We start from the raw sequence: 21,981 nt of genomic DNA, 5'->3' as shown, positions 1-21,981 counted from the left end.
CTTTCCTCATGTGTGCGAGGTTACCGATTTCGGTTACCAGCGGGGGACTTCCAATAGACGAACCGTACTTCGCGGTTCGAAAACTATGGGAGCAAGTCGCCATGCTAATTGAACACGTTGAGTCCCTGGCACTCCGGCCAAAAGAGGCTGCTAAAGCCTTGGGGATAGGTGCCCGAACACTTTGGGCAATGACTTCGCCACGAGGACCGATTCCCTGTGTCAGAATTGGGACAGGGAAGCGGCAAACAGTCCTTTACCCGAAGGCTGACATTCAAACCTGGCTTTCCCGCGAAGCCGAAATGGCAAAGGGGGCAGCCAATGCCCGCTAATCAACTCCCCGAAACCCTCGCTTGTGATCGTGTTGAAGCTGCCAAGATGCTTGGTTTATCTCTGGCCACGATTGATCGACTCGTGAAGGCGGGAAGCATCCCTCACCGCAAGATTGGTCGAAGGGTGCTGTTCTGTCGTGAGACTCTCTTGAAGTGGCTACGGGGCGAATAACGCCCGGCCCGACTCATTTCTCCCAACAAACGAGAGCAGCCACGCTCTCCCGCATCACTTGGCGAACGTGGCTGCTCATTCAAAGGTAACTCAGCATGAATTGTAACGCCGAAGGTCCGCGCCGAGAACAGGATTTCTTGAATGTAGAGAAGATCATCCCAACATTCGCCTCACTAGCTGCTCGTCGAACTGCGGGCAACGAAAACCCCATGACTGAACTCCGCGACCGCTTAAGGGTTGCACGGCGGAAAGGGGGTGTTCGATGAACACATTCCCGAAGATCACACTCGACGAACTTGAAGGATTACTTCAAGGGAAACGCGGTAGTGCCCGATGCCCGGCCCATGAGGACAGAAATGCCAGCCTAAGTTACTCCGAAGGCAGGGATGGTCGACTGGTGATGAAATGCCATGCGGGCTGTGAGTTCAAGGACATTGCGGCAAGCCTGGGGCTGCATCCTTCACAGTTCATGCCCGAGAGCGAACTTCATGATTCCCGGCGAGTGACTAGCAAAGCTCGACGGACTTCCTCGAAGCCAAGCGGCAAAGGATTCGCCACGGCTGATGAAGCTATCGTGGCCAGTTCTCGCCAGTTCGGTCGGCAGCCTGATCATCAATGGGAGTATCACGACGCGAACGGCCAAATTGTTGGCCACATTCTTCGATGGAATCAATCTGAAGGTAAGGATATCCGGCCCATTTCGTTGATTGATGGCAGATGGTATCCAAACGGGATGCCCGAACCCCGGCCATTGTTTGGATTGCCCGAAGTGCTGAACTCATCGTCCGTGGTGTGGATAACTGAGGGCGAAAAGGCAGCCGATTCATTGCGATCCATCGGATTCGTGGCCACGACATCGGCAGGGGGCTGTAAGGCAGTCAACAAAACGGACTGGTCGGCCCTGGCTGGTCGATCCGTTGTTCTCTGGCCTGATCATGACGATCCCGGCGAATTGTTTGTGGCGGAAGTGGCCGACATCCTGCAAGCCATCGAACCTGCGGCCACGGTGAAGATCGTGCGGCCCTTCGATGGTGATCCTGAAGCGGCCAAAGGCGATGATGCTTTCGATTGGATCGAACGCCGGGATGCGGCACTCCCTGACGACCTGCGGGGGCAATTGGAAGCTCTGGCGGCTGTGACAAGTCCCGAGAAAAGAAAGTCCGATGACCGGCCCCTGATGCTCGAAGTCCATCGCGCCAGCGATATCGAAACCAGAGAAACGACGTGGCTTTGGCCCGGTCGAATCCCAGCGGGCAAGCTCTCTCTACTGGTGGGTGATCCCGGCTTGGGCAAGTCACTCCTGACGGCAGACATGGCGGCCCGGCTGACTCGGGGCAACGGCTGGCCAGACGGTCAAGCTATGGGCGAATCCTGCGAAGTGGCTTTCGTGCTGTTCGAAGATTCATTCGGCGATACAACCAAGCCACGACTGCTCAAAGCAGGTGCGGATTGTCAAAAGGTGCTTTGGATCGAAGGACGAACTTCCATTGATGCCGAAGGGCGGAAGGTGGTGCAATCATTCGATGCCACGCGGGATGTTCCCGAATTGGTCAAACTGGTGGAACAGAATCCGGGAATCCGGCTGCTGATCGTCGATCCACTCTTGGCCGGACTGGGAAAGACCGACTCGCACAAGTACGGAGATGTTCAAGGGGCATTGAATGCCCTGGTGCAGTTCGCCGAAGCCTATAACGTGGCAGTGATCGGCATTGGCCATCTGAATAAAGGGACCGGCGGCAAATCGATCTATCGCTCGATGGGCAGTCTCGCATTCACAGCCAAGGCAAGAGCTGTCTGGCATCTGGGAGCGATGAAGGACGATCCCCAGCGGCGATTGTTCCTTCCTGCCAAATTCAATCTGGGACCAATGCCCGAAGGATTAGCGTTTACTGTGGTCGATGGGATGCTGCACTGGGAAGCGGATGGCATCGGGATGAATGCCGATGCACTCCTCGAAGATGAAGCCAGCAATCGGAGTTCGGTGCCCGATTTATCGGTCGATGATTTCCTGAAGGCAGTTCTCGCTGATGGACCAAAACCGGCCAGTGAAGTCCTCGATGAGGCAAAGCAGGAAGGCATCCCGCCAAAACGGACGCGACGATCATTCAAAGAACTGGGCGGAAAACGTCGAAAGCTGGGGAACGGTCCCTGGCTGTGGTCTCTATCGGGGCAAGATGACCAACATTCCCCAAGGTGCCCGACATTAGAACCGGGAGTCTTGGGCATCTTGGGGGAATCTTGCTCCCCGGCTGTCGATGCTGAACAGACATCCGAACTGCTCCCATGAACACGCCATGGGTCCTTCCCGGGGGTTGATCATACCGCGCGATGTTCGCACCCGCGCGGATTCGACAGACATGCCGATTTTGGCAGGCTGTTAATGCCCACGTTTTCAGGGTCCTTCCAGCGGGGGGGCATGACCTAGGGCGGTTTTCGGCATGTAGGAATTTCTGCCGATATGACCACGCAAACCCGCTGCTGCTGCTGACCTGTGAAGCATGCGAACTGCTGATGACTCTTGCGCGCTTTTCGTGATTCATGATATTGTTTGATTGTTCAAGCTCATTCGAACTGTAGGGGTTCATTCAATGGCATCTCTCGAAACTGACAATAAGTACGGATATAGAACGATTCGTGTGATCTGCGCCGATGGAAAAAGGCGGCCTATTCACCTGGGGAAAATTCCTCTCAAACTGGCCACGTCGATCAAGCTGCAAATCAGTGAACTGGAAAGCCATCGGGCGGCAGCACTCCCGCTGCCCGTAGCACTCGCCAAGTGGACGGCAGACATTGATGACGATCTCCACGAAAAGCTCGTGGCTGTAGGTTTGCTCGATCCACGAGTGAAGCCCAAAAGCAACGGCGGCCAAACTCTCCACGATATGACGGAAGAATTCATCGCTTCTCTTGCCGATCTCAAACCCGGTTCGCTGCTGCCCATCCGGCAGACGATCAAGAATCTGATTCAGCACTTCGGCGCGGACTGCCCTATCGGGTCGATCTCTGAGGGGCAGGCAGATGGGTTTGTTCGATTCATCCGGGGCAAAGTGGCGACAGCAACGGCCACGCGGCGAATCAAACATTGCAAGTCGATGTTTCGCTGGTCGGTTCGTATGGGGCGACTGCAAAGCAATCCCTTCGAATTGATCAAGGCAGGAAGCCAGACGAACGCATCCCGGCAAGCCTACGTTTCGAAGGAAACTGTTCTGGCTGTGATCGACGCGGCCCCATCGCTCGAATGGAAAGCCCTGATTGCTTTGGGTCGATTCGCTGGCCTGCGGATTCCCTCAGAAGCTCTGGCCATGCGGTGGCGTGACATCACTTGGGAACCGGGTCGAATTCTTGTGCATTCCCCAAAAACTGAGGGATGCGGCAAAGCCACGCGGCTGATTCCATTGTTCGCTGATGTACGGCCCTATCTGGAGAAGCTGTTCGACGCGGCGGAACCTGGCGCGGAATTCGTGTTCCCGAATCTTCGGCAGTCCATGCGGGCATCGACGGCGGGTGAATGGCAGGGGGTGAATGTGCGAACCCGTTTGATGGACATCATCCGGGCGGCTGGCATCGAACCATGGCCGAAAGCCTGGAACAATTTGCGGGCATCACTCGCCACGGATTTGACGGAAATCGTCCCTGCCCAAACGGCAGCGGCCTGGCTGGGACACTCAATTGCCGTGGCTGGCCAGCACTATTGGCAGATCAAGTCGGAACATTTCGACATGGCCTGCGAAACGTCCCGAAACAAGCTCCCAAATCTGGGGCACAATCCGGGGCAGTCTGCCCCAGAACTGGGGCACTCAGAAGCCATCAGAACAATTCCCGAATTGGCAGGCGACTGGGGGAAAAACGAAAAAACCCCTGAAAATCAGGGGCTTTTAGCGTTTGTGACTTCCACTGAGGACAACAGCAAAGTCGATGTACTGACCCCATGGGGATTCGAACCCCAGTTCTTGGACTGAAAATCCAATGTCCTAGGCCTCTAGACGATGGGGCCCAGTGCTAAGAAATGTAGCTGCTCTGTCGGAGGCAGGCAAGTGTTCCGACAAGAATCCTGGTGTGGATTTTTGAATCGCGAGAATTCTGCCGTTCAGAGCGAAGACTGTCGACCAGTCAGGGAATCGTTTGCTTCGAAAATCCGAGCGATAAAACGACGTAACTCAGGCGGCTGGTGAATTCTGAGCTTTTTCCAGTGATGAATGATCGGGCACAGGCTGGCTGCCATTGACGGCAGCTTCACCCGCGATGGGAGGCTCAGACTGATGGCGATCTTCGAGTTCGCAGCGCTTAATGGAAATGTCCCGGGGGGCCTCGATCCCCAGCCGGACTTTGTCTCCCCGAATCTCGACCACAGTAATGATGATCTGCTCATCAATTACAATGCTTTCAAGCTTTTTTCGTGAGAGAACCAACATAACCATGCTCCGTGGCAATCGCAGTTCCGCGATGCTGCGTCAACTTCACCGACAACTTTTGCCTCAGCCTTGACAAAACAATACGAAGCGTTCAACGCACCAATTGTTAAGAGAAAAAATTCGCTCGTCAAGATGCGAAATTCCTTGAAATCCCTCAAGTTTGGCAAATTTTCACTGAAAATTTGCACTAACGACCTCCACATCGGATTTATCCGACCTGTAAGGAACCGGTTTTGCACTCAACGCCTGAATTTCAGTGACTTGCGTCCTGTTGATTCCATTGGCCGGCTGAGGTCTGAAAAACGCGGTCAGTTCTTGAAAGATCGGCTTCCGAGAGTGATTCCCAGACCGCCTCACACCAGACGCATTCTACCGTTTCGAGATGAAAACGGATCTGTTCCGAGAGGCCGGCCCCGCTTTCATTTCTCGCATAACGAGCCAGAATTTCCCGGGAAAAACACCCCACGCGATGGCATCGCCAGATTTCACCCAACGTTAATGAGCCGTTCTCGCGAGTTTGCCGCAGTCCATTCAGTCGGTTTTGGAGTTCGGCCGACTGCCTGACGAGATGCTCTATTTGAGCACTGCGTGCCAAGGAAACGGTCTCATCCAGCCACGCCAGAAGTTCTTCGTCTGTTGGTTCAGGATTGGTGACGGTGAGGTGGCGAAGTGTCATCGCTCGAAGAGATCCAATCCGTCAGTAAGGATATGAAGACAGTCCAAATCGCTTATGGCAGTCAGGATTCGAGAAATCCTGCAGTAAACTCGTTCGCCACAATGCCACATCGATATCGTTCATTCAATCGTTGATTGTCAGGAACTGGAAATTCCTTCAAGCAGCCGCTCGAAGAAGTGGAATTCGCGTCAACGAACCCGTCTGCTGAGTTTCCACAAGCGATTTTTGCATCCCTCTTGAATTTCTGGCGTCACTGGTTTTGGGAATGTAAGGCTGAATTTTAACGTGAATTCATTTTTAGAAGCAGAAACCTGCCAAGTTTGCATGGGTTCAGTCGTGCAGGCTTGCTGCTGGTTTTCTTCAGCGTTAGGATTCTGCGGGCAAGGAATCAAGCGGAATTGGCAGTATGTCAACTATTTCGCCCGGAACCACTGACAGGCGGTTGGGTGAATTTTTGAAGACGTGGTGTCCACTGGCTGCCTGAAGACCTGCTATTGAACAAATTTTCCCGTCGCCTCCCATCGAAGGAATATCGAGTGGCCATTTTCAAGCCGCTGTCGCTGGACGAGATGAAAGCCAAAACCAAGGTGCTGCGCCGACACATTGTCCGCATGACCACCGAAGCTGGCAGTGGCCATCCCAGCAGTAGTATGTCTGCCGTGGAGATGGTGACAGCACTGTTTTTTGGCGGGTTTATGCAGCACGACCCTGCACAGCCTCGCTGGAATAACCGTGACCGCTTTATTCTCAGCAAGGGTCATGCTGTTCCCGTGCTCTATGCCGCCCTGGCAGAATGTGGTTACTTTCCTGTCGAAGAACTGATAACACTCCGCAAGCTGGGGAGCCGACTCGAAGGGCATCCCAATATGAAGCGACTCGATTGCATCGAAGCTTCAACGGGTTCGCTGGGTCAGGGGCTTTCCGTCGGTGTTGGACATGCACTGGCCTGCCACATGGACGGTCTTTCGGCTCATACCTACGTCATGCTGGGTGATGGCGAAATGGGTGAAGGCCAGGTATGGGAAGCTCTCGCTTCTGCCGAGAAGTACAAGCTGGCAAACCTGACGGCGATTGTCGATCAGAATGGCTACCAGCAGACGGGAGCCACCAAAGACGTTCTCAAGCTCACCGAATTCCAACCCAAAATCGAAGCTTTCGGCTGGCACGTACAAACCATTAACGGCAACGATATCGAGCAGGTGATTGCCGCTCTGAAGATCGCCCGTTCCGTCAAAGATCGTCCGACGGCGATTGTCTCTCAGACACAAAAGGGCTTTGGAATTCTGCCCGTTCTGGCCCCCACCGGCGATCTGAACTATCACGGCAAGCCACTTTCCAAAGAACTCGCCGAAAAGGCATTGGCCTTGCTGGCCGATTAGTTCGCACAATTTCTTGTTGCTGCTGTTATTTTCCCGTACTTCAAGTTCATGCCTGTAGAACAGGATTTTTCAAATGACAATCGGACAAGCAGCCGGTCTTAAGCTGGGCAAAGCCGTACGCGATGCGTTCGGTACTGCCTTGAAAGAACTGGGCAATGAATTTCCCACAGTCGTCACTGTCGATGGTGACGTGGGCAACTCCACACGCACAGAAGTCTTCGCGAAAGCATTCCCTGAGCGTGGCTTTAACGTCGGCATTGCCGAGAGCAATATGGTGGGCGTGGCGGCTGGTCTGGCTGCTGCCGGCAAGATCCCTGTGGTCTCCAGCTTCGCCGCCTTCCTGACATGCAATGCCTACGACCAGATTCGTATGTGTGTGGCTTACCCTCATCTGAATGTTAAGATGGTGGGTTCTCATGCAGGGATTTCGATTGGTGAAGACGGTGCCTCGCAAATGGCCATTGAAGACATCGCCTTGATGTCGGCTTTGCCAGGTGTGGCAGTTGTCGTCCCGGCCGATGCTCCGAGCACCAAGCACCTTGTGAAAGGCATGCTCGAGCACAAGGGCCCGGTCTACATGCGTTGCGGGCGTATTGATGTGCCTGAAATCTATGGTCCGGATTCGGTACTGACAATTGGTAAAGCCAATCAGCTTCGGGAAGGTAAGAACCTCACCATCATTGCGAATGGCCTGATGGTAGGTATTGCTCTCGATGCGGCTGTCGCACTCGAAGCCAAAGGCATCACGGCTCGCGTGCTCGATCTTCACACCGTTTCACCGATCGATGAAGAGGCGATTGTCAAAGCGGTCAAGGAAACAGGTCGCCTCGTGGTGGCTGAAGAACATCTGCCGCACGGTGGTGTGGGTTCGGCTGTGGCCTCAGTCACTGCCCAGTTGGCACCTTGCCCGATTGAGTTCGTCAACATTGGCAACACTTATGCCGAGAGTGGCGATCCGGAAGGCCTGCTCAAGAAGTACGGTCTGACTGCCGAAGCGATCGTGGCTGCTGCTGAGAAGGTTTGCAGCCGCTAAGCGAGAAATCGGTGAAAACTTGTCGATCAGAACAAGGTCGCGTGGACATTCCATGCGACCTTGTTGCATGATTAAGATGTGATTGATGATGATGGTGTCAAATAGACTAGGTTCAGAAAGACATCTCCTCCGCGTGAAGTTGATCTGACGGATTTGCAATCAAAACCAGGGAGTGAGTTTGTTGGAGTTTCGTTCGTTTCGAAACCATGATGTCCCCGTGATAGCCGAACTATGGAATAGTGCCGAGCTGGGTCGTGGTGCGGTGATCATGCACGGAACGGACGAGCTCGACTTTTTTGTGCTCTCGCAGCCTCACTTTGACCGGCATGGCTTAATCCTGGCGTTTGTGGATGGTCAACCGGCTGGCTTTGTCCATGCCGGATTTGGTGTTGGCAGCAATCGCACCACGGTGGATTCCACAACCGGTGTGATCTGTGCTCTGGTCGTTCACCCGGCTTTTCGTGGGCGCGGCATTGGGCGGGCACTGGTTCAACAGGCGGAAAGTTATCTTCTTTCGCACGGTGCCCAGGTTTTACTGGCGGGGCCGGCAGACCCTTTCAATCCTTACTGGAGTGGTTTGTATGGTGGCAGCGAAGCCTCTGGATTTCTGGAATCAGATGTTCTTGCTAAGCCGTTTTTTACATCCCTCGGTTATCGTCCACAGAGCATGATCGGAGTATTCCAGCGAGTGATCGGCCAGCGAGATCCGATCAATGTGCGGCTGATGCGCGTCCGCCGATCGACGGAATTGCGATTGCTGGAGGATCCAGTCCCGCACGACTTCTGGACACTGACCAATCGAGGTCGTCTGGAAACGGCCCGGCTCGGACTGGTCCTCAAAAAACAGGAGTTACCCGTCGGCTGGGTGACCATCTGCGGGCTCGATATGTATTCGAGCAAATGGCAACAGCGGGCGATTGGTCTGCATGGAATTCATGTGGCTCCTGAACATCGCCGGCAAGGCTATGGACAGGCTCTGTTATGCGATGTCAGCAAACAACTCAAAGATGACCAGGTCGACCTGATGGAGGCTCACGCCAACATGGAAGACCCTGCCGCAATGGCAGTACTGATTTCGAGTGGCTTTCAGTTGATTGATACGGGAATCGTCTATCGCAAAGCCTGAGTTTTTCGACGGTAACTCCCTTCGACTGACGGGAGAACCGGCGGATGACAAGTGAGCGTTGTCTGGCTCAGGCGACGCACATGGCGCGGCTTCTTGTTGTCGATGCTTTGCACAACAACCCGGCCACAAGTTGGCCGGGCCACCCTGCCGGGCTCATCATGGCGATGGCCTGGATGAGACTGGCTCGGTCATGACGGGAAAGAGTTGTGCCGTGATCAGTTTCTCATTGGAACCGAGGCCCTGAATGAGCTGGGGGGCCCAGTTTTCGATCAGTTGACGGTCGGATGCGGAAAGATCTTCGGCATTTCGTTCGCCAATCCCTTCTGGCCATCGAATCGGCTCGCCAATCAGTTGCATCTGCTGGAGCTTTTCGATGCTCCTGGGATTCGCAAAGTCTGTATAGCCATAGCTCGTTCGATAACGCAGAATCTCCCGCCAATTGACGAAGAGATGGGTAATGCCTGCTTGTGCCAGGCGTGCCCGAATCTCGTCGGCTGTACGCCACTGGCCGTCTGGGTCGGTACACCACTCTTCCAATAAACAGAAATCGAAGACGGTGTTGTATCTCAAGTCGAATCGTGCATCGAAGATTTCTGCCTCACCGACCATGAGAACACGAATATCTTTGGGAAGCGCCCCCTCTTCAATCGCCAGATTAATGGCGGCAATCTCGGGGCAAGTGGTTCTCGCAGTGAAATCGCTGGCCGCAGAGAGTTTTGTCAGCCACGAGTTGTAGTTGCCGACAGGGCCGGTGTTGATCGAGAAATTAAAGACTGCCGATGCCCCCAGCAGCACCATCAGGGATTGCCTGACCACATGGGGGACACTCTGAGAAAAGCGAGTTAGCCCTGCAGCCGAGATCAGGCAGAGCAGAGGGAGCATTGGTGCCCAGAAGCGGTCAATCCGGTGCGTGAACAACCACCAGGTGGCATAGAACCATGCCAGAAACAAGAGAGCCAGGAGGAGAACGTCTGGGGAGTCCTCGGGTTGTTCATGATTTTTTTTGCGAGCGGCAGGCAAAATCCAGCAGAGAGGTAAGCCCAGCAGAATGAGACCACTTTGCCAATCACTGTGGGCCAGGATGTCGTAAACATCGGTAACAAACGAAAGGGGCGAATAATGGGGTGGGGCATGCCCACGTCGCCATTTTTCATTGAGTGCCGCATTCCAGTCGAGGCCACCGAAGACAGAGTAGAGCAGGGGATAAACCGGGTTCCCGGTTTGCCAGAAGTTTTTAATCAGCCAGGGGCCAGCAAAGACGAGCACGCCGGCAGAAAAGATCAGTGGCCAGATCCACCATGTGCTGAGTGACCCGGCTGATGGATTTTCACTTGTAGAGCTGTCGGCCTTATGGAAACGTGGAAACCGAATGATCGTTGCCAGGCCGATGGGGATGACCACGAAAAGGAGTGCCGGGTATTTGCAGCCAAAAGCAGCACCAGCAGACAAACCGGAGATCCACCACCAGAAATTGGCATGCGCTGCTGAAGATGCGGCACGACTGATTTGCGGGAGATTAAAGGATCGTCCATAGAGAGCCGCCAGAAAAGCGGCGAGCAGATAGCACGAAAAGGCTTCTTCCACATACGCAATCGTCGAGAGCCGGTACGTCCAGGGGATCGTGATCCAGATCCAGGCTGACAAAAGAGCTGCCTGCGGAAACCACTTTTCACAAAGGGCCCATAATCCCAGTGCCGTCAGTGGTCCGAAAAAAGCGAGTGTCAGAGTGGCGACATAACTCCCGGCCAGCCAGTCGTTCATCAGCACCATGGCGGCCAATGACAGCATCTCGGTAAGAAACGGAAAACTCGTGTAGACGTTATGTGGCAAGAATTCAATCTGGCCTTTCAGGAAGTATTCCTTGGGCCCGCCGAGATGATACTCCTTCACGTCGAAGTCGGTTGTGGGCGAGACTCCACCCAGCCAGATCGTCCATAGAAATAGCAGTGCCGAGACCCAGCCCAGGAGAGTCCAGAGATCGCGGGATTGCCAGGCATTGGCGATTGATGACCATGCCAGTTGGCTCAACCGAAGTGATGGCTGAGCTAAACCCACGAAGGCCCCGGCACTTCCAACGACCAGCCAGACGGCCAGCAGAATGGTCGATAACTGCCCCATCAGCCCGACAATCAACACGCATGTCGATGTCGTGGCGAGCCCCAGAGCGGCGGAGAAAAACAGCAGATTTCCCGTTGAAGCGTTAGTTCCATGGATTGCAGGAGTTGCCTGATCGATCAGCTCTTTTTCTACGAAGAGATCCGTTTTGAATAATCGACTCGATCCGAGGATGAGCAGCCACCCCCAACCCGCCGAACCGATGATGAGAGCCGCAGAAACCAGCGAGTAGCCGATGCGTTCAAACAGATAGAAGAATCCATGTGGCAATCGTGATTCAAACTCGGGATCGACGAGATCCATCAGTTGGAAAGGGACCAGCGACCAGTAATCAAGCCGGGAAACATTGCCATTATTGGGCAAACCCGTCACGTAAAAGAAAACAGTCGCTAGCACCAGCCAGAGACAGGCGACTGCCCAGCGAACTGTTCGAGATAAGGCTGGTGTCTGTGGGGCTTCAAGACTCGATGAGTGTGAAGCAGCCGGCGGAGGAGGTGTTTGTGAACCTGAGCGTTTTCGACTCATGGGCCGCTTTACTGAAATCGCAGTCGTGGGATCCATCGGGTCATAGTGTGATCATGACATGCCGCTGCCGGAAGTGCGATCGAACGGGCTGCCGGATGTATTGGGGCTGTTGATCACATGCATCAGGCCTCGGAAAAAAGTCATCAGGCGATCACATCGTGAACAACATGTCCAAAGACATCTGTCAGTCGCATATCCCGCCCGCCAAAACGAACCGTCAATTTCGTATGGTCAATTCCCATGAGCCAGAGCATGGTGGCATGCAGGTCATGAATCTCCAGTTTTTTGTCGATGGCGTAATAGCCGTATTCGTCAGTCTGGCCATAGCTCATGCCTCCCTTCACACCACCGCCAGCCATCCAGACCGTATAGCCAAAGGGATTGTGATCACGGCCGTCGGCACCCTGAGCCTGAGGAGTTCTGCCAAACTCACCTGCGAAGACAACCAGTGTCTGGTCGAGGAGGCCACGGCTTTTCAGATCGGTCAGGAGAGCAGCAATCGGTTGATCGACCGCTTTACAGTTCAATTCATGACCATTCTTGAGACCACCATGCTGATCCCAGCGATCGACTCCCACGCCGGGGCAAGTCAATTCGATAAAGCGCACACCTGATTCGACGAGCCTGCGGGCCAGAAGACATTGCCTCGCATAAACGCGCGTTGGAGCAAAATCGGAATCGAGACCATAGAGTTTCTGCGTCGCTTCGGATTCGGTCGCCAGATCCACCAGTTGAGGAACAGTGGTTTGCATCCGAAAGGCCAGCTCGTAGTTGGCAATCGCCGATTCGAGAGCATCTGGCTTTCCTGCGCGATTGGAAGCGGCCTGGTCGAGTTGCTTGAGCAGATCGAGCTTTCTTTTTTGGGCTGCGGGAGGGCCGGGAGCCGGCTCCAGATCCGAGATGGGCATCTTTTGCGATTTAAGAATTGACCCCTGATGGGTGGCTGGCAAAAAGCCATTGTGGAAACAATCGACACCACCGGGAGGGATCAGCCCTCCGTTCAGCACGAGAAAACCGGGCAGATTCTGGCATTCTGTGCCAAGACCATACGAAACCCAGGCACCCATGCTGGGGCGGCCCTGAAGGCCATGGCCTGTGTGAAGAAAGTAGTTGGCATTGGTGTGTTCAGAGAAGGCGGAGGTCATCGAGCGGATCACGCACAGATCGTCGGCCTTCGAGGCGATGTGAGGAATCAACGAACTGAAAGGTAAGCCACTTTCGCCATGTTGGGTGAACTCCCAGGGCGACTTCATGATCTTGCCGTTGTTATCGAACTGCGTGGCCTGAACTTTCATCTTCATCGGTTCGCCATGCTCTTTGGTGAGCCTGGGCTTGGGATCGAACAGATCCATCTGAGATGGGCCACCATCCATGTACAGAAAGATGATATTCCTGGCTTTGGGGGCATGATGGGTCGCTGGCAGAACCGGTGCACCGGCAACATCGGCATAGCCTCGTTCTGCTGCCAGGCCTGCCAGTGCCACACCACCAAAGCCACAAGCCAGTTGTGCCAGATATTCACGGCGATTCGTGGGAGATGTCTGAAAATTCAAGCAATGTGTCATGGCGGGAAAATCCGGCGGGTGAGCCACGAAGGGCGGAGCAATGCACCCCCTGATTCCAACACATCGAATGGCAAGATGCCAGAGGAAACTGGAAGCCAGGCCCCGGCGAACCGGGGCTGGCCTTCTGGGGGACTTACGCTTCGCTGGCAGGTAACTGAGCAATCCACTGCTGCAAGGATGTCACGCTCGGCTCTGGTGACTCCTGAATCGATTCGAGGGCCTGCACCACGGCAATACATCCAGGCAGTGTTGTTACACAAGGGATGCCATTCATGACCGCAGCAGCACGAATACGGCCTTCATCGGAACGGGCACCCTTTCCACTGGGTGTGTTGAAGACCAGTTGAACCTGGTTATTGGCCATGTAATCGAGCAGGTTCGGTCGACCTTCCTGCAGCTTACGAACCGTCTCGACTTCGATACCGGCTTCCCGCAGGACACGCGAAGTCCCCGAGGTCGCCAGAATCTTGAAGCCCATATCAATCAGCCGACGGGCACTGCTGATGATGTGCTCTTTGTGTCGGCCAGCGAGACTGATGAAGACGGCTCCGCTCGAAGGGAGTTTGTTCCCTGCACCAAGTTGAGACCGGGCATACGCCGCCGGGAATGTTGAGTCGATCCCCATGACTTCGCCCGTCGATTTCATCTCGGGCCCGAGGATGATATCGACACCCGCGAATCGCGTGAACGGGAAGACACTCTCTTTAACTGAAACGTAAGGCGGCACAACTTCCTTCGTGAAGTTCAGCTCTTTCAAGGTTTTACCAACCATGATCTTCGCTGCCAGCTTGGGCAAAGGGACATTCGTGGCTTTACTCACGAAAGGCGAGGTGCGGCTGGCCCGCGGGTTGACTTCGAGAACATAGACGACCGGTTCGCCACCCTGATGTTTGACGGCGAACTGGATATTCATCAGGCCACGCACCTGCAGTTCTTTGGCCAGTGCATAAGTGGCGGTTTTGATTTCATCGACAATGGCGTCAGGGAGGGAATAAGGTGGCAACACACAGGCTGAATCGCCGGAGTGAACACCCGCTTCTTCGATGTGCTCCATCACACCGCCAACGAGAGTCGTTTCACCATCGGAAATGGCATCGACATCAACTTCGACCGCGTCTTCGAGAAACTTATCGATGAGCACAGGACGATCGGGCGAAACATTGACAGCTTCCGTCATGTATTCGCGAACCATACGCTCGTCGTAACAGATCTGCATGGCCCGGCCACCCAGCACAAAGCTGGGGCGTACGAGGACGGGATAACCAATTTCACTGGCAATCTGCACAGCACGGGCGGCATCGGTGGCCATGCCGTTGGGTGGCTGATGGAGGCCCAGTTTGTCGAGAATCCCCTTGAAGATCTCGCGATCTTCGGCGGCATCAATCATCGATGGACTTGTACCAATGATCTTCACGCCGGCCTGTTCGAGACCACGGGCCAGGTTGAGTGGTGTCTGCCCACCGAATTGAACAATCACACCATCGGGCTGAAGTCGATCGCAGATATTTAGCACGTCTTCCGTGGTGAGTGGTTCAAAGAAGAGCAGATCCGAAGTGTCGTAATCGGTCGAAACTGTTTCCGGATTGGAATTGACCATGACCGATTCAATACCCAGTTCGCGCAGTGCGAACGAGGCCTGGCAGCAGCAGTAATCGAACTCGATCCCCTGGCCAATTCTGTTGGGGCCGCCACCTAAAATGATCACTCGCTGACGACCATCGGTGCGTGGCCCGGGGGCTTCGTCTTCCGATTCGTAGGTCGAGTAGTAATAAGGCGTGTAAGCTTCGAATTCCGCAGCACAGGTATCGACCTGCTTGAACGTGGGGAGAATGCCCCTCCGTTTGCGTTCACGCCGGACTTCCATATCCGAGATATCGAGCCAATCGCCAATCTGCTTGTCGGAGAAGCCATAGCGTTTGACTTCGCGCAGGAGTTGATCACTGACCTCGTCGAGTCGCTCATGGCAGCGCAGGCGGTCTTCCATCCGGACAATGTCGCGGATGTTCTCAAGGAACCACGGGTCGATCTTGGTCAGATCGTGGATTTCGGAGTTGCTCAGGCCGGCTTTCATCGCATAACGGAGATAAAAGATCCGCATGTCGTTGGGAGTGGCGAGTTTGCCTTCGATCTCTTCGATGGTCGGGCGATGATCAGATTCCCAGAGGTCTTTCTTGCCGCCACCTAAGCCGAAGTGACCAATTTCGAGGCCGCGAAGAGCCTTCTGCAGTGACTCTTTGAAAGTCCGGCCAATGGCCATCGTCTCGCCGACAGACTTCATCTGCACGGTGAGTTCAGGATCGGCTTCGGGAAATTTTTCGAAAGTCCAGCGGGGAACCTTGGTGACGACATAATCAATCGTCGGTTCAAAGCAGGCGAGAGTTTCCCGGGTAATGTCATTGGGGATTTCATCAAGTGTGAAGCCGACGGCGAGCTTGGCAGCAATTTTAGCGATTGGGAAGCCCGTCGCCTTCGAAGCCAAAGCACTGGAGCGACTGACACGCGGATTCATTTCCACCACAACCATGCGGCCGGTCTGCGGATGAATGGCGAACTGGACATTCGAGCCACCGGTCTCCACGCCAATTTCCCGCATGACGGCAATCGTGGCATCACGCATGCGCTGATATTCACGGTCCGTCAGTGTCTGAGCAGGTGCGACGGTGATCGAATCGCCGGTATGCACACCCATCGGGTCGAGGTTCTCGATGGAGCAGATAATGACGACGTTGTCGGCCTTATCCCGCATCACTTCCATCTCGTACTCTTTCCAGCCAATGATCGATTCCTCAAGGAGGACTTCATTGATCGGAGAGAGTTCAATCCCTTTGCGAACCTTCTCTTCGAATTCTTCGCGGTTGTAGGCGATGCCGCCGCCCATGCCACCCAGAGTAAAACTGGCGCGAATGATGATGGGGAGGCCGATTTCCTTAAGTACGTCGCGGGCCTCTTCCATCGAGTTCACAATCCGGCTGCGACAGACATCGAGCCCGATCTTCTGCATCGCTTCTTTGAAGAGTTGGCGATCTTCCGCCTTTTCAATAACGTCCGCGCGAGCCCCAATCATCTCGCAGTTGTATTTTTCGAGAATGCCCCGGCGGAACAGTTCCATGCCGGTATTCAGACCGGTCTGGCCCCCCAGCGTGGGGAGAATCGCATCGGGACGTTCGTTTTCGATGATTTTGGCAACATATTGCCAGTGAATCGGCTCGATGTAGGTGGAATCGGCCGTATTCGGGTCAGTCATGATGGTGGCGGGGTTGGAGTTGACGAGGACGACCTCGTATCCACACTCGCGCAAGGCTTTACAGGCCTGAGTCCCTGAATAATCGAATTCACATGCCTGCCCGATGACAATAGGGCCCGAACCAATAATAAGTATCTTCTTGAGGTCGTCGCGGCGGGGCACGGCTGTGAAATCTCCCTAAGACGGTCAGCAATCAGCGAAAACAATTGGCAGTTCTACTCTTACGGCTGAAGTTGCTGCCTCGAACCAATCGGCGCAAAACTTCCCAAGCGTACCAAGCCCTCATGGAGAATCAAGGAAGCGAGACCGACTGGTTACAGTCTCGGGTAAATGGTCAATTCGGCATGGCGAAATCCCCGCAGAATCCTGGTGACTCATGAAAGCAGATCGAAAGCTTTCGCTGCGGGAATAAATCTGGTTCGATAGTGGTTCCTGGGAACCAAAGAGAGCAGACATTTTCTGCGGGAGCAAAGCCGATGATGGGAATGATGGTGTCGCCTTTGTATTCGATGGTCATCGAAAAGGCTTTGCGAGTCGCGGCGGTCGCACATCATGGTCAATTGCGGAAGGCGACCAATGTGCCTTACTTATCCCATCTGGCGGGGGTGGCTTTGATTCTGCAAAGAGCGGGATTCGCCGACGATGAACTGATTGCGGCCGCGATTCTCCATGACATTGTTGAAGATACCGAGGTCACCATCGCTGATCTTGAAACGCAGTTTTCTCCGGCGGTGATTCAGGCCGTCATCGCCTCGACCGAGGAAAAGGAAGACCCCACGGGAGCGGCGATTCCCTGGAGAGCCCGCAAAGAAAAGCATCTTGCGCAAATGCGCATGGCCTCACATGCAGCCAGAGCCATCACTCTGGCCGACAAGCTGCACAATCTGGGAGCCACATGGTTCGACCTCCAGGAGAACCCCAGGGCCTTGGAAAAGTTCAGTGCGACGCCTGCGGAATGGCTCTGGTACCACCGCGAAATGGTGACAGCGGCCAGTGGGATTGATAGCGATCTGCAAATCCTGTCTTCCGCCTGCCGGCAGATGATTCACCAGATTCAGGAGTTTATTGAGGCTCAACCCACGGAGACCTCTCCAGGTTGAGTCGATCGCGATGAGATCCAAGTTTGGCAGAGTTGACCTTCGACTGCCGAGTTTGCATTGTATGGCAATAAGTATTTCCGCACGCAAAATCAAACCTCAACTTCTGGATAGATGCCATGGGTCTATTTTCTCTCAGCGACGTTCAGGCAGCGATTCGGGAACAGGGAGTCGATGGCTGGTTGCTGTACGACTTTCGCAAGTCGAATGTCCTTGCCGAGCGTGTGCTGGGGCTGGACAAAAAAACCAGCCGTCGCTGGGCCTATTTAATTCCTAAAGAAGGGACCCCGCGAAAACTGGTGCATCGCATCGAAACGGGTGTACTCGATGGATTACCCGGCGAAAAAAGGATTTATCTCAAGTGGAGTGAGTTCGAAGAGGGGATGGCGGCGCTGGTGGCGGGCAGCAAAAAAATCGCCATGGAATACGCTCCCCGGAATGGTAACCCTTACATTTCGCGTGTCGATGGCGGAACCATTGAACTGATCCGGTCTTTTGGTGTGGAAGTTGTTTCATCAGGAGACCTTATTCAGTTGTTTGAAGCGGTCTGGGATGACGAGCAGATCGCCATGCATCTGGAGGCGTCCAAGGTCACTGATGCCGCTTATGCTGTGGCCTGGAAGACGATCGCCAACGATATCAATACCCAGGGTCACTCAGACGAACTGCGAGTCCAGCGGGCCATCCTGGATCATTTCGAGGCTCACAATCTCACCACCTACAGCCCGCCGATTGTGGGTGTGAATGCCCATAGTGGTGACCCGCATTTTGAAACGGGTTCACTGCCTGACACGATCATTCGCGAAGGCGATTTCGTACTGGTCGACTTGTGGGGCAAGCTCGACAAGCCACGGGCTGTTTACAGCGACTTGACACGCACGGGTTATGTGGGAACGAGTGTTCCCGAGAAGTACACCAAAGTTTTTCAAGTCGTCGCTGCTGCCCGTGATGCCGCCATCAGGTATGTGGAGGAGGCTTTTGCTGCAGGCCGGCGTGTTGAAGGTTATGAAGTCGATGATGCCTGCCGCGAAGTGATCGAAAAGGCAGGCTACGGGCCTTACTATGTCCATCGGACAGGGCATAACATCGGCCAGGAAGTTCACGGGAATGGCGCCCATATCGATAACCTTGAAACACATGAAACCCGTGCCTTGATTCCCCGGACATGCTTCTCGATTGAGCCAGGAATTTATCTGGAAGAGTTTGGTGTTCGCAGTGAAATCGATGTGCTGATTCACCCGGATGGACGTGTGGAAGTGACTGGTGGAGCACTTCAGACAGAGATTGTGCCAATTCTCGCTCAATGAGTTCTCGGGAAGATCTCGTGACTGGCTGGCGAGTGATCTCTCCAACGGATGGTTGACGCCATGCGGTCGATACCTGCATGCTGACGTGCATTCGTTATGAAATCGGTACTCTTCCAGAGGGGATCCCCCGGAAAATGTCGGGCGGTCATGTTGTCATTACCATTGATGGGCCAGCAGGGACAGGCAAGAGCACAGCCGCTCGAAAGTTGGCTCAATTGCTTGGTTTTTCATTCCTTGACACGGGCGCGATGTATCGAGCCATTGCCTGGGGATGCCTGCAGCAGGGAATGGATCTGACTCGACACGATCTGGTGACCAACTTTGCTCGCCAGGCCGACCTGCAGTTTGAAGATCAAACCATCCGTCTGAATGGACAGGATGTCACGCAGGCTATTCGCCTGCCACAAGTCACGCTCGTCGCTTCGCAAGTGGCGGCCATCGAAGGTGTGCGCGAGCAGATGGTGGCACTTCAACGGCGTGCTGCCGAGGGGCAGAATATCGTCACTGAGGGACGAGACCAGGGAACCATCGTGTTTCCGAAGGCTCCCTGCAAGTTTTTTCTGACGGCATCACCATTAGAGCGTGCCAAACGGCGTGAAGCTCAGCTTCGCAGTTCCGGGCAAAGTGTTCCTCTTGAAGAGATTCTTGAACAGCAGCAACTGCGCGATGAACGGGATGAGAACCGAACCATTGCTCCTTTACGTCCAGCGGCTGATGCAACGATCGTGGATACGACATCGACATCTCTCGAAGAAGTCATTGATTATCTTCAGCGGGTCGTCATGACAAAAACTTCTTCACCCAGAACGACAGCCTGATTCCTCGGCAATGCCGGTCGAATCCATAGGGTTTACGCACAGATTCTCTATCGATAGAAATGAGCTTTTTGATGCCGAAGATATTGATCATCGCGGGGGATTTTGTTGAAGATTACGAGTTGATGGTTCCTTACCAGATGCTGCAGCTTTTGGGCTGTGAAGTCGATGTTGTCTGCCCTGATCGACGCGCTGGTGATTTCATCAAAACCGCGATTCACGATTTTGAAGGGGATCAGACCTATAGCGAAAAGCCTGGTCATCGATTTACCTTAAACGCCGAACTTGATGAGGCAACCACTCAGCAATCGACTTACGACGGTCTCTATCTCCCCGGCGGCCGCTCTCCTGAATATCTGCGGCTCGACCAGCGTGTGCTGGATCTGGTGAGGCACTTCTTTGAAGCCGCCAAGCCAGTGGCTGCCATTTGTCATGGTATTCAGCTATTAACCGCCGCCAGAGTGATAAGCGGCCGTCGCTGTACGGCTTATCCCGCCTGTGGCCCGGAGATCACATTGGCGCAAGGGCAGTATGTCGCCACGCCCGTCAATGAAGCCTATGTCGAAGGCAACCTGGTCACGGCCCCTGCCTGGCCCGCCCATGCCGCGTTGATCGGCGAGTTCGCGAAACTTCTAGGGATTACCATCAGCCACTCAAAGGCCTAATAATCTCGATCGAAACTCCGTTGTCAGGCATTGTTTTTTGTCAGCAACCGGTTATTTGTCAGAAACTGGTCACTTGTCAGCCACTTGTTATTTGTCGGCTACTGGCAAGATCGGCAGTGCTCCGAAATCGTGCTGGCGATCGGCAGGTCGACTTTCAAATTCTCGATGTGGCTTGTAAAAGAACTTGAGTTGATGTTTTTTGATAGCGGCTTCGGGCAAAGGACTCCCTGTGCGGAGTGTTTGTGAATTGGTCTGCAGACGGAAATCCTGACGAGCGATATCGACCCAGCCGGGTTGATCGCCGGTTTGAAGAACTCCCAGTTCGTGAATCTCTCCCTGGCCTGTCGAATGGGTTTTCCGCCAGTCCTTTTTCAGCCAGTTGTTATAGAGGTTGACTGTCCCATTCCCATCGAAGATCGCAAGTGATCGACCGGGTGCCGTCGTCCAGACAATGTTGTTGCGGCAATCCACACTTTCCTGCATCGACGAAAGTCGAAAGAGGACTGTGGTGGCGGGACGTTCGGAGATGACGGTGTTGTTGTAGAAGTACAGCATTCCCATGCGGTATTGATCGAGGCGGCCGCTGTCTCCGCCATAATGAACGACCTGATTATTCCCCTGGTCGTTCTGTTTGATCAGGATGTTGCCGAAGACGAACGTCTCGCGATAGTTGGCCTCTGGTGATGTTGGCTCTTTCCAGTGACTATCCACCAGATCGAGCATGCGGTTTCCCCCTTCGATCCAGTTGTATCTCACCACGAGACCTGCTGAGCGGTCCTTTAAGTTATTCCCCAGGCACCCCTCTCTTAGAGGGCCGAACTGATTGAACTGAAAGGTGATCCCCTCGGAAGAGGTGTAGTTGTTATGTTCAAGGATGCTTCCTTCGATCCCATTGCCATAGATCGAACATTTCTCCACCAGAATGCGGCGTGTCTGGGGTGAGGTAAAAAAGCCATTACCGCTATCGTGCAGCACACAGTTAGAAATTGTGATGTCTTCTCCCTTTTCGATGAAGATACTGGCCGCGTTGACCGGGTAGGGGGTGAGACCTTCTCGTCCTTTGAACTGAAAAGGGGGGCGGGCACTGCGAATTTCGAGGTTGGCGATGGTGATATGGGCGGGTATGAGATCGGCTGGGCGATTTGCACCACCGATCTTGATAATCCCCCGGCCTTCACTCCAGAAATTCAGCGATGAGCGAGTGAGGGCATCACGCCCATCAATCACGGGTCTTTGGCCACTGCTATTGGCAATCCCCATAACCACAATCGGTTGATCTGTCGTTCCTCGTCGGCAGATGACCCACTTGGAACGATACGGCTCCAGGCGGGCATGAATCAGCACTTTGTCGCCAGGTTCGAGGGATTCCCAGGGAACTTCTTCCAGTTCTTTAAGTGGGGCCTGGGGGCCGACAACGTAATCTTTGGCACTGGCATGGGGCGAAAAGACCGTGATTGCAGAAATCAAAATCGACCACAGAAAGACCACAGACATCAACCGGATCCAGTGATGACTTGCATT

18 protein-coding genes and 1 tRNA gene are annotated in these 21,981 nt (G+C 54.3%); 11 read left to right on the top strand and 8 right to left on the bottom strand.

Going from position 1 to position 21,981, the window contains the following annotated elements:
* Nucleotides 1-101 precede the first annotated feature (101 nt).
* The 3 genes from A6X21_RS05335 (at nucleotide 102) to A6X21_RS05325 (ending at nucleotide 2,788) form a co-directional block, all read left to right on the top strand.
* A complete protein-coding gene (locus A6X21_RS05335; RefSeq protein ID WP_165603685.1) occupies nucleotides 102-329 on the top strand; it encodes a helix-turn-helix domain-containing protein in 228 nt (75 codons plus the stop codon).
* Nucleotides 319-501, top strand: coding sequence for a helix-turn-helix domain-containing protein (locus A6X21_RS05330; protein ID WP_068846515.1), 183 nt, complete (start codon nucleotides 319-321; stop codon nucleotides 499-501). Before A6X21_RS05335 ends, A6X21_RS05330 begins: the two co-directional genes overlap by 11 nt.
* 262 nt (nucleotides 502-763) lie before the next feature.
* Nucleotides 764-2,788: an AAA family ATPase gene (locus A6X21_RS05325; protein ID WP_068846512.1), complete on the top strand. Its 2,025-nt coding sequence runs from the start codon at nucleotides 764-766 to the stop codon at nucleotides 2,786-2,788.
* 298 nt (nucleotides 2,789-3,086) lie between these two features.
* Here A6X21_RS05325 and A6X21_RS25145 read toward each other — a convergent pair whose 3' ends face one another.
* Entirely contained in the window at nucleotides 3,087-3,584 is a 498-nt protein-coding gene (locus tag A6X21_RS25145; RefSeq protein ID WP_068846510.1) for a hypothetical protein, read from the bottom strand.
* Nucleotides 3,585-3,593: 9 nt separating this feature from the next.
* Between A6X21_RS25145 and A6X21_RS25480 the strand changes: the two genes are divergently transcribed.
* Entirely contained in the window at nucleotides 3,594-4,460 is an 867-nt protein-coding gene (locus A6X21_RS25480) for a tyrosine-type recombinase/integrase (protein WP_369009486.1), read from the top strand.
* Here A6X21_RS25480 and A6X21_RS05305 read toward each other — a convergent pair.
* The 3 genes from A6X21_RS05305 to A6X21_RS05295 form a co-directional block, all read right to left on the bottom strand.
* Nucleotides 4,423-4,495: transfer RNA gene (locus tag A6X21_RS05305), tRNA-Glu, on the bottom strand. The two genes, A6X21_RS25480 and A6X21_RS05305, sit on opposite strands and share 38 nt — an antisense overlap.
* 163 nt (nucleotides 4,496-4,658) lie before the next feature.
* Entirely contained in the window at nucleotides 4,659-4,913 is a 255-nt protein-coding gene (locus tag A6X21_RS05300) for a carbon storage regulator (RefSeq protein ID WP_068846504.1), read from the bottom strand.
* A gap of 253 nt (nucleotides 4,914-5,166) precedes the next feature.
* Nucleotides 5,167-5,589 (bottom strand): hypothetical protein, encoded by a 423-nt coding sequence (locus A6X21_RS05295; protein ID WP_068846502.1) that lies wholly within the window; start codon nucleotides 5,587-5,589, stop codon nucleotides 5,167-5,169.
* Nucleotides 5,590-6,125: 536 nt separating this feature from the next.
* On the opposite strand from A6X21_RS05295, the gene A6X21_RS05290 reads away from it, so the two are divergent.
* From A6X21_RS05290 to A6X21_RS05280, 3 genes are all read left to right on the top strand, one after another.
* Nucleotides 6,126-6,968: a transketolase gene (locus tag A6X21_RS05290; protein ID WP_083233423.1), complete on the top strand. Its 843-nt coding sequence runs from the start codon at nucleotides 6,126-6,128 to the stop codon at nucleotides 6,966-6,968.
* 73 nt (nucleotides 6,969-7,041) lie between these two features.
* On the top strand, nucleotides 7,042-8,001 hold the full coding sequence (locus A6X21_RS05285; RefSeq protein WP_068846500.1) for a transketolase family protein: 960 nt from the start codon (nucleotides 7,042-7,044) through the stop codon (nucleotides 7,999-8,001).
* 217 nt (nucleotides 8,002-8,218) lie between these two features.
* Complete coding sequence (locus tag A6X21_RS05280) at nucleotides 8,219-9,127, top strand: GNAT family N-acetyltransferase (RefSeq protein WP_131818195.1); 909 nt, start codon at nucleotides 8,219-8,221, stop codon at nucleotides 9,125-9,127.
* A gap of 156 nt (nucleotides 9,128-9,283) precedes the next feature.
* Here the strand turns inward: A6X21_RS05280 and A6X21_RS05275 are convergent, their stop codons facing one another.
* The 3 genes from A6X21_RS05275 to carB form a co-directional block, all read right to left on the bottom strand.
* Nucleotides 9,284-11,767: a glycosyltransferase family protein gene (locus tag A6X21_RS05275; protein ID WP_068846496.1), complete on the bottom strand. Its 2,484-nt coding sequence runs from the start codon at nucleotides 11,765-11,767 to the stop codon at nucleotides 9,284-9,286.
* 143 nt (nucleotides 11,768-11,910) lie between these two features.
* Nucleotides 11,911-13,332 carry a DUF1501 domain-containing protein gene (locus A6X21_RS05270; protein WP_068846494.1) on the bottom strand — a complete coding sequence of 474 codons (1,422 nt, stop codon included), beginning with the start codon at nucleotides 13,330-13,332 and terminating at the stop codon, nucleotides 11,911-11,913.
* A 133-nt stretch (nucleotides 13,333-13,465) separates the two neighbouring features.
* Nucleotides 13,466-16,738, bottom strand: coding sequence for a carbamoyl-phosphate synthase large subunit (carB, locus tag A6X21_RS05265; protein ID WP_068846492.1), 3,273 nt, complete (start codon nucleotides 16,736-16,738; stop codon nucleotides 13,466-13,468).
* 314 nt (nucleotides 16,739-17,052) lie between these two features.
* Between carB and A6X21_RS05260 the strand changes: the two genes are divergently transcribed.
* The 4 genes from A6X21_RS05260 to A6X21_RS05245 all read left to right on the top strand — a co-directional run bounded on the left by A6X21_RS05260 (nucleotide 17,053) and on the right by A6X21_RS05245 (nucleotide 20,460).
* Nucleotides 17,053-17,676 (top strand): HD domain-containing protein, encoded by a 624-nt coding sequence (locus A6X21_RS05260; protein WP_068846490.1) that lies wholly within the window; start codon nucleotides 17,053-17,055, stop codon nucleotides 17,674-17,676.
* A 116-nt stretch (nucleotides 17,677-17,792) separates the two neighbouring features.
* Nucleotides 17,793-18,980, top strand: coding sequence for a M24 family metallopeptidase (locus A6X21_RS05255; RefSeq protein WP_068846488.1), 1,188 nt, complete (start codon nucleotides 17,793-17,795; stop codon nucleotides 18,978-18,980).
* Between the two features lie 134 nt (nucleotides 18,981-19,114).
* Nucleotides 19,115-19,798: a (d)CMP kinase gene (cmk, locus tag A6X21_RS05250; protein WP_068846486.1), complete on the top strand. Its 684-nt coding sequence runs from the start codon at nucleotides 19,115-19,117 to the stop codon at nucleotides 19,796-19,798.
* A gap of 71 nt (nucleotides 19,799-19,869) precedes the next feature.
* Nucleotides 19,870-20,460 (top strand): DJ-1/PfpI family protein, encoded by a 591-nt coding sequence (locus tag A6X21_RS05245; RefSeq protein WP_068846484.1) that lies wholly within the window; start codon nucleotides 19,870-19,872, stop codon nucleotides 20,458-20,460.
* 87 nt (nucleotides 20,461-20,547) lie between these two features.
* On the opposite strand, the gene A6X21_RS05240 is transcribed toward A6X21_RS05245, so the two are convergent.
* The gene (locus tag A6X21_RS05240; RefSeq protein WP_068846618.1) at nucleotides 20,548-21,954 is read right to left on the bottom strand and encodes a right-handed parallel beta-helix repeat-containing protein; all 1,407 of its coding nucleotides are present in this window, start codon (nucleotides 21,952-21,954) and stop codon (nucleotides 20,548-20,550) included.
* Between the last annotated feature and the right edge of the window lie 27 nt (nucleotides 21,955-21,981).

The organism is Planctopirus hydrillae (assembly GCF_001707835.1).
Lineage (GTDB): Bacteria > Planctomycetota > Planctomycetia > Planctomycetales > Planctomycetaceae > Planctopirus > Planctopirus hydrillae.
Note: the sequence above shows the minus strand (reverse complement) of the source record. Positions and strands in the feature narration are given on the sequence as shown.

Excerpts from the sequence above, each read along its gene's own strand:
- A6X21_RS05325 (WP_068846512.1), top strand. The coding sequence starts at position 764 with ATGAACACATTCCCGAAGATCACACTCGACGAACTTGAAGGATTACTT.
- A6X21_RS05295 (WP_068846502.1), bottom strand. The coding sequence starts at position 5,589 with ATGACACTTCGCCACCTCACCGTCACCAATCCTGAACCAACAGACGAA.
- A6X21_RS05285 (WP_068846500.1), top strand. The coding sequence starts at position 7,042 with ATGACAATCGGACAAGCAGCCGGTCTTAAGCTGGGCAAAGCCGTACGC.
- A6X21_RS05300 (WP_068846504.1), bottom strand. The coding sequence starts at position 4,913 with ATGTTGGTTCTCTCACGAAAAAAGCTTGAAAGCATTGTAATTGATGAG.
- A6X21_RS05255 (WP_068846488.1), top strand. The coding sequence starts at position 17,793 with ATGGGTCTATTTTCTCTCAGCGACGTTCAGGCAGCGATTCGGGAACAG.
- A6X21_RS05275 (WP_068846496.1), bottom strand. The coding sequence starts at position 11,767 with ATGAGTCGAAAACGCTCAGGTTCACAAACACCTCCTCCGCCGGCTGCT.
- A6X21_RS05335 (WP_165603685.1), top strand. The coding sequence starts at position 102 with ATGCTAATTGAACACGTTGAGTCCCTGGCACTCCGGCCAAAAGAGGCT.
- cmk (WP_068846486.1), top strand. The coding sequence starts at position 19,115 with ATGTCGGGCGGTCATGTTGTCATTACCATTGATGGGCCAGCAGGGACA.
- A6X21_RS05240 (WP_068846618.1), bottom strand. The coding sequence starts at position 21,954 with ATGTCTGTGGTCTTTCTGTGGTCGATTTTGATTTCTGCAATCACGGTC.
- A6X21_RS05270 (WP_068846494.1), bottom strand. The coding sequence starts at position 13,332 with ATGACACATTGCTTGAATTTTCAGACATCTCCCACGAATCGCCGTGAA.
- A6X21_RS05330 (WP_068846515.1), top strand. The coding sequence starts at position 319 with ATGCCCGCTAATCAACTCCCCGAAACCCTCGCTTGTGATCGTGTTGAA.
- A6X21_RS05260 (WP_068846490.1), top strand. The coding sequence starts at position 17,053 with ATGATGGGAATGATGGTGTCGCCTTTGTATTCGATGGTCATCGAAAAG.
- A6X21_RS25480 (WP_369009486.1), top strand. The coding sequence starts at position 3,594 with ATGTTTCGCTGGTCGGTTCGTATGGGGCGACTGCAAAGCAATCCCTTC.
- A6X21_RS05245 (WP_068846484.1), top strand. The coding sequence starts at position 19,870 with ATGCCGAAGATATTGATCATCGCGGGGGATTTTGTTGAAGATTACGAG.
- A6X21_RS25145 (WP_068846510.1), bottom strand. The coding sequence starts at position 3,584 with ATGTTTGATTCGCCGCGTGGCCGTTGCTGTCGCCACTTTGCCCCGGAT.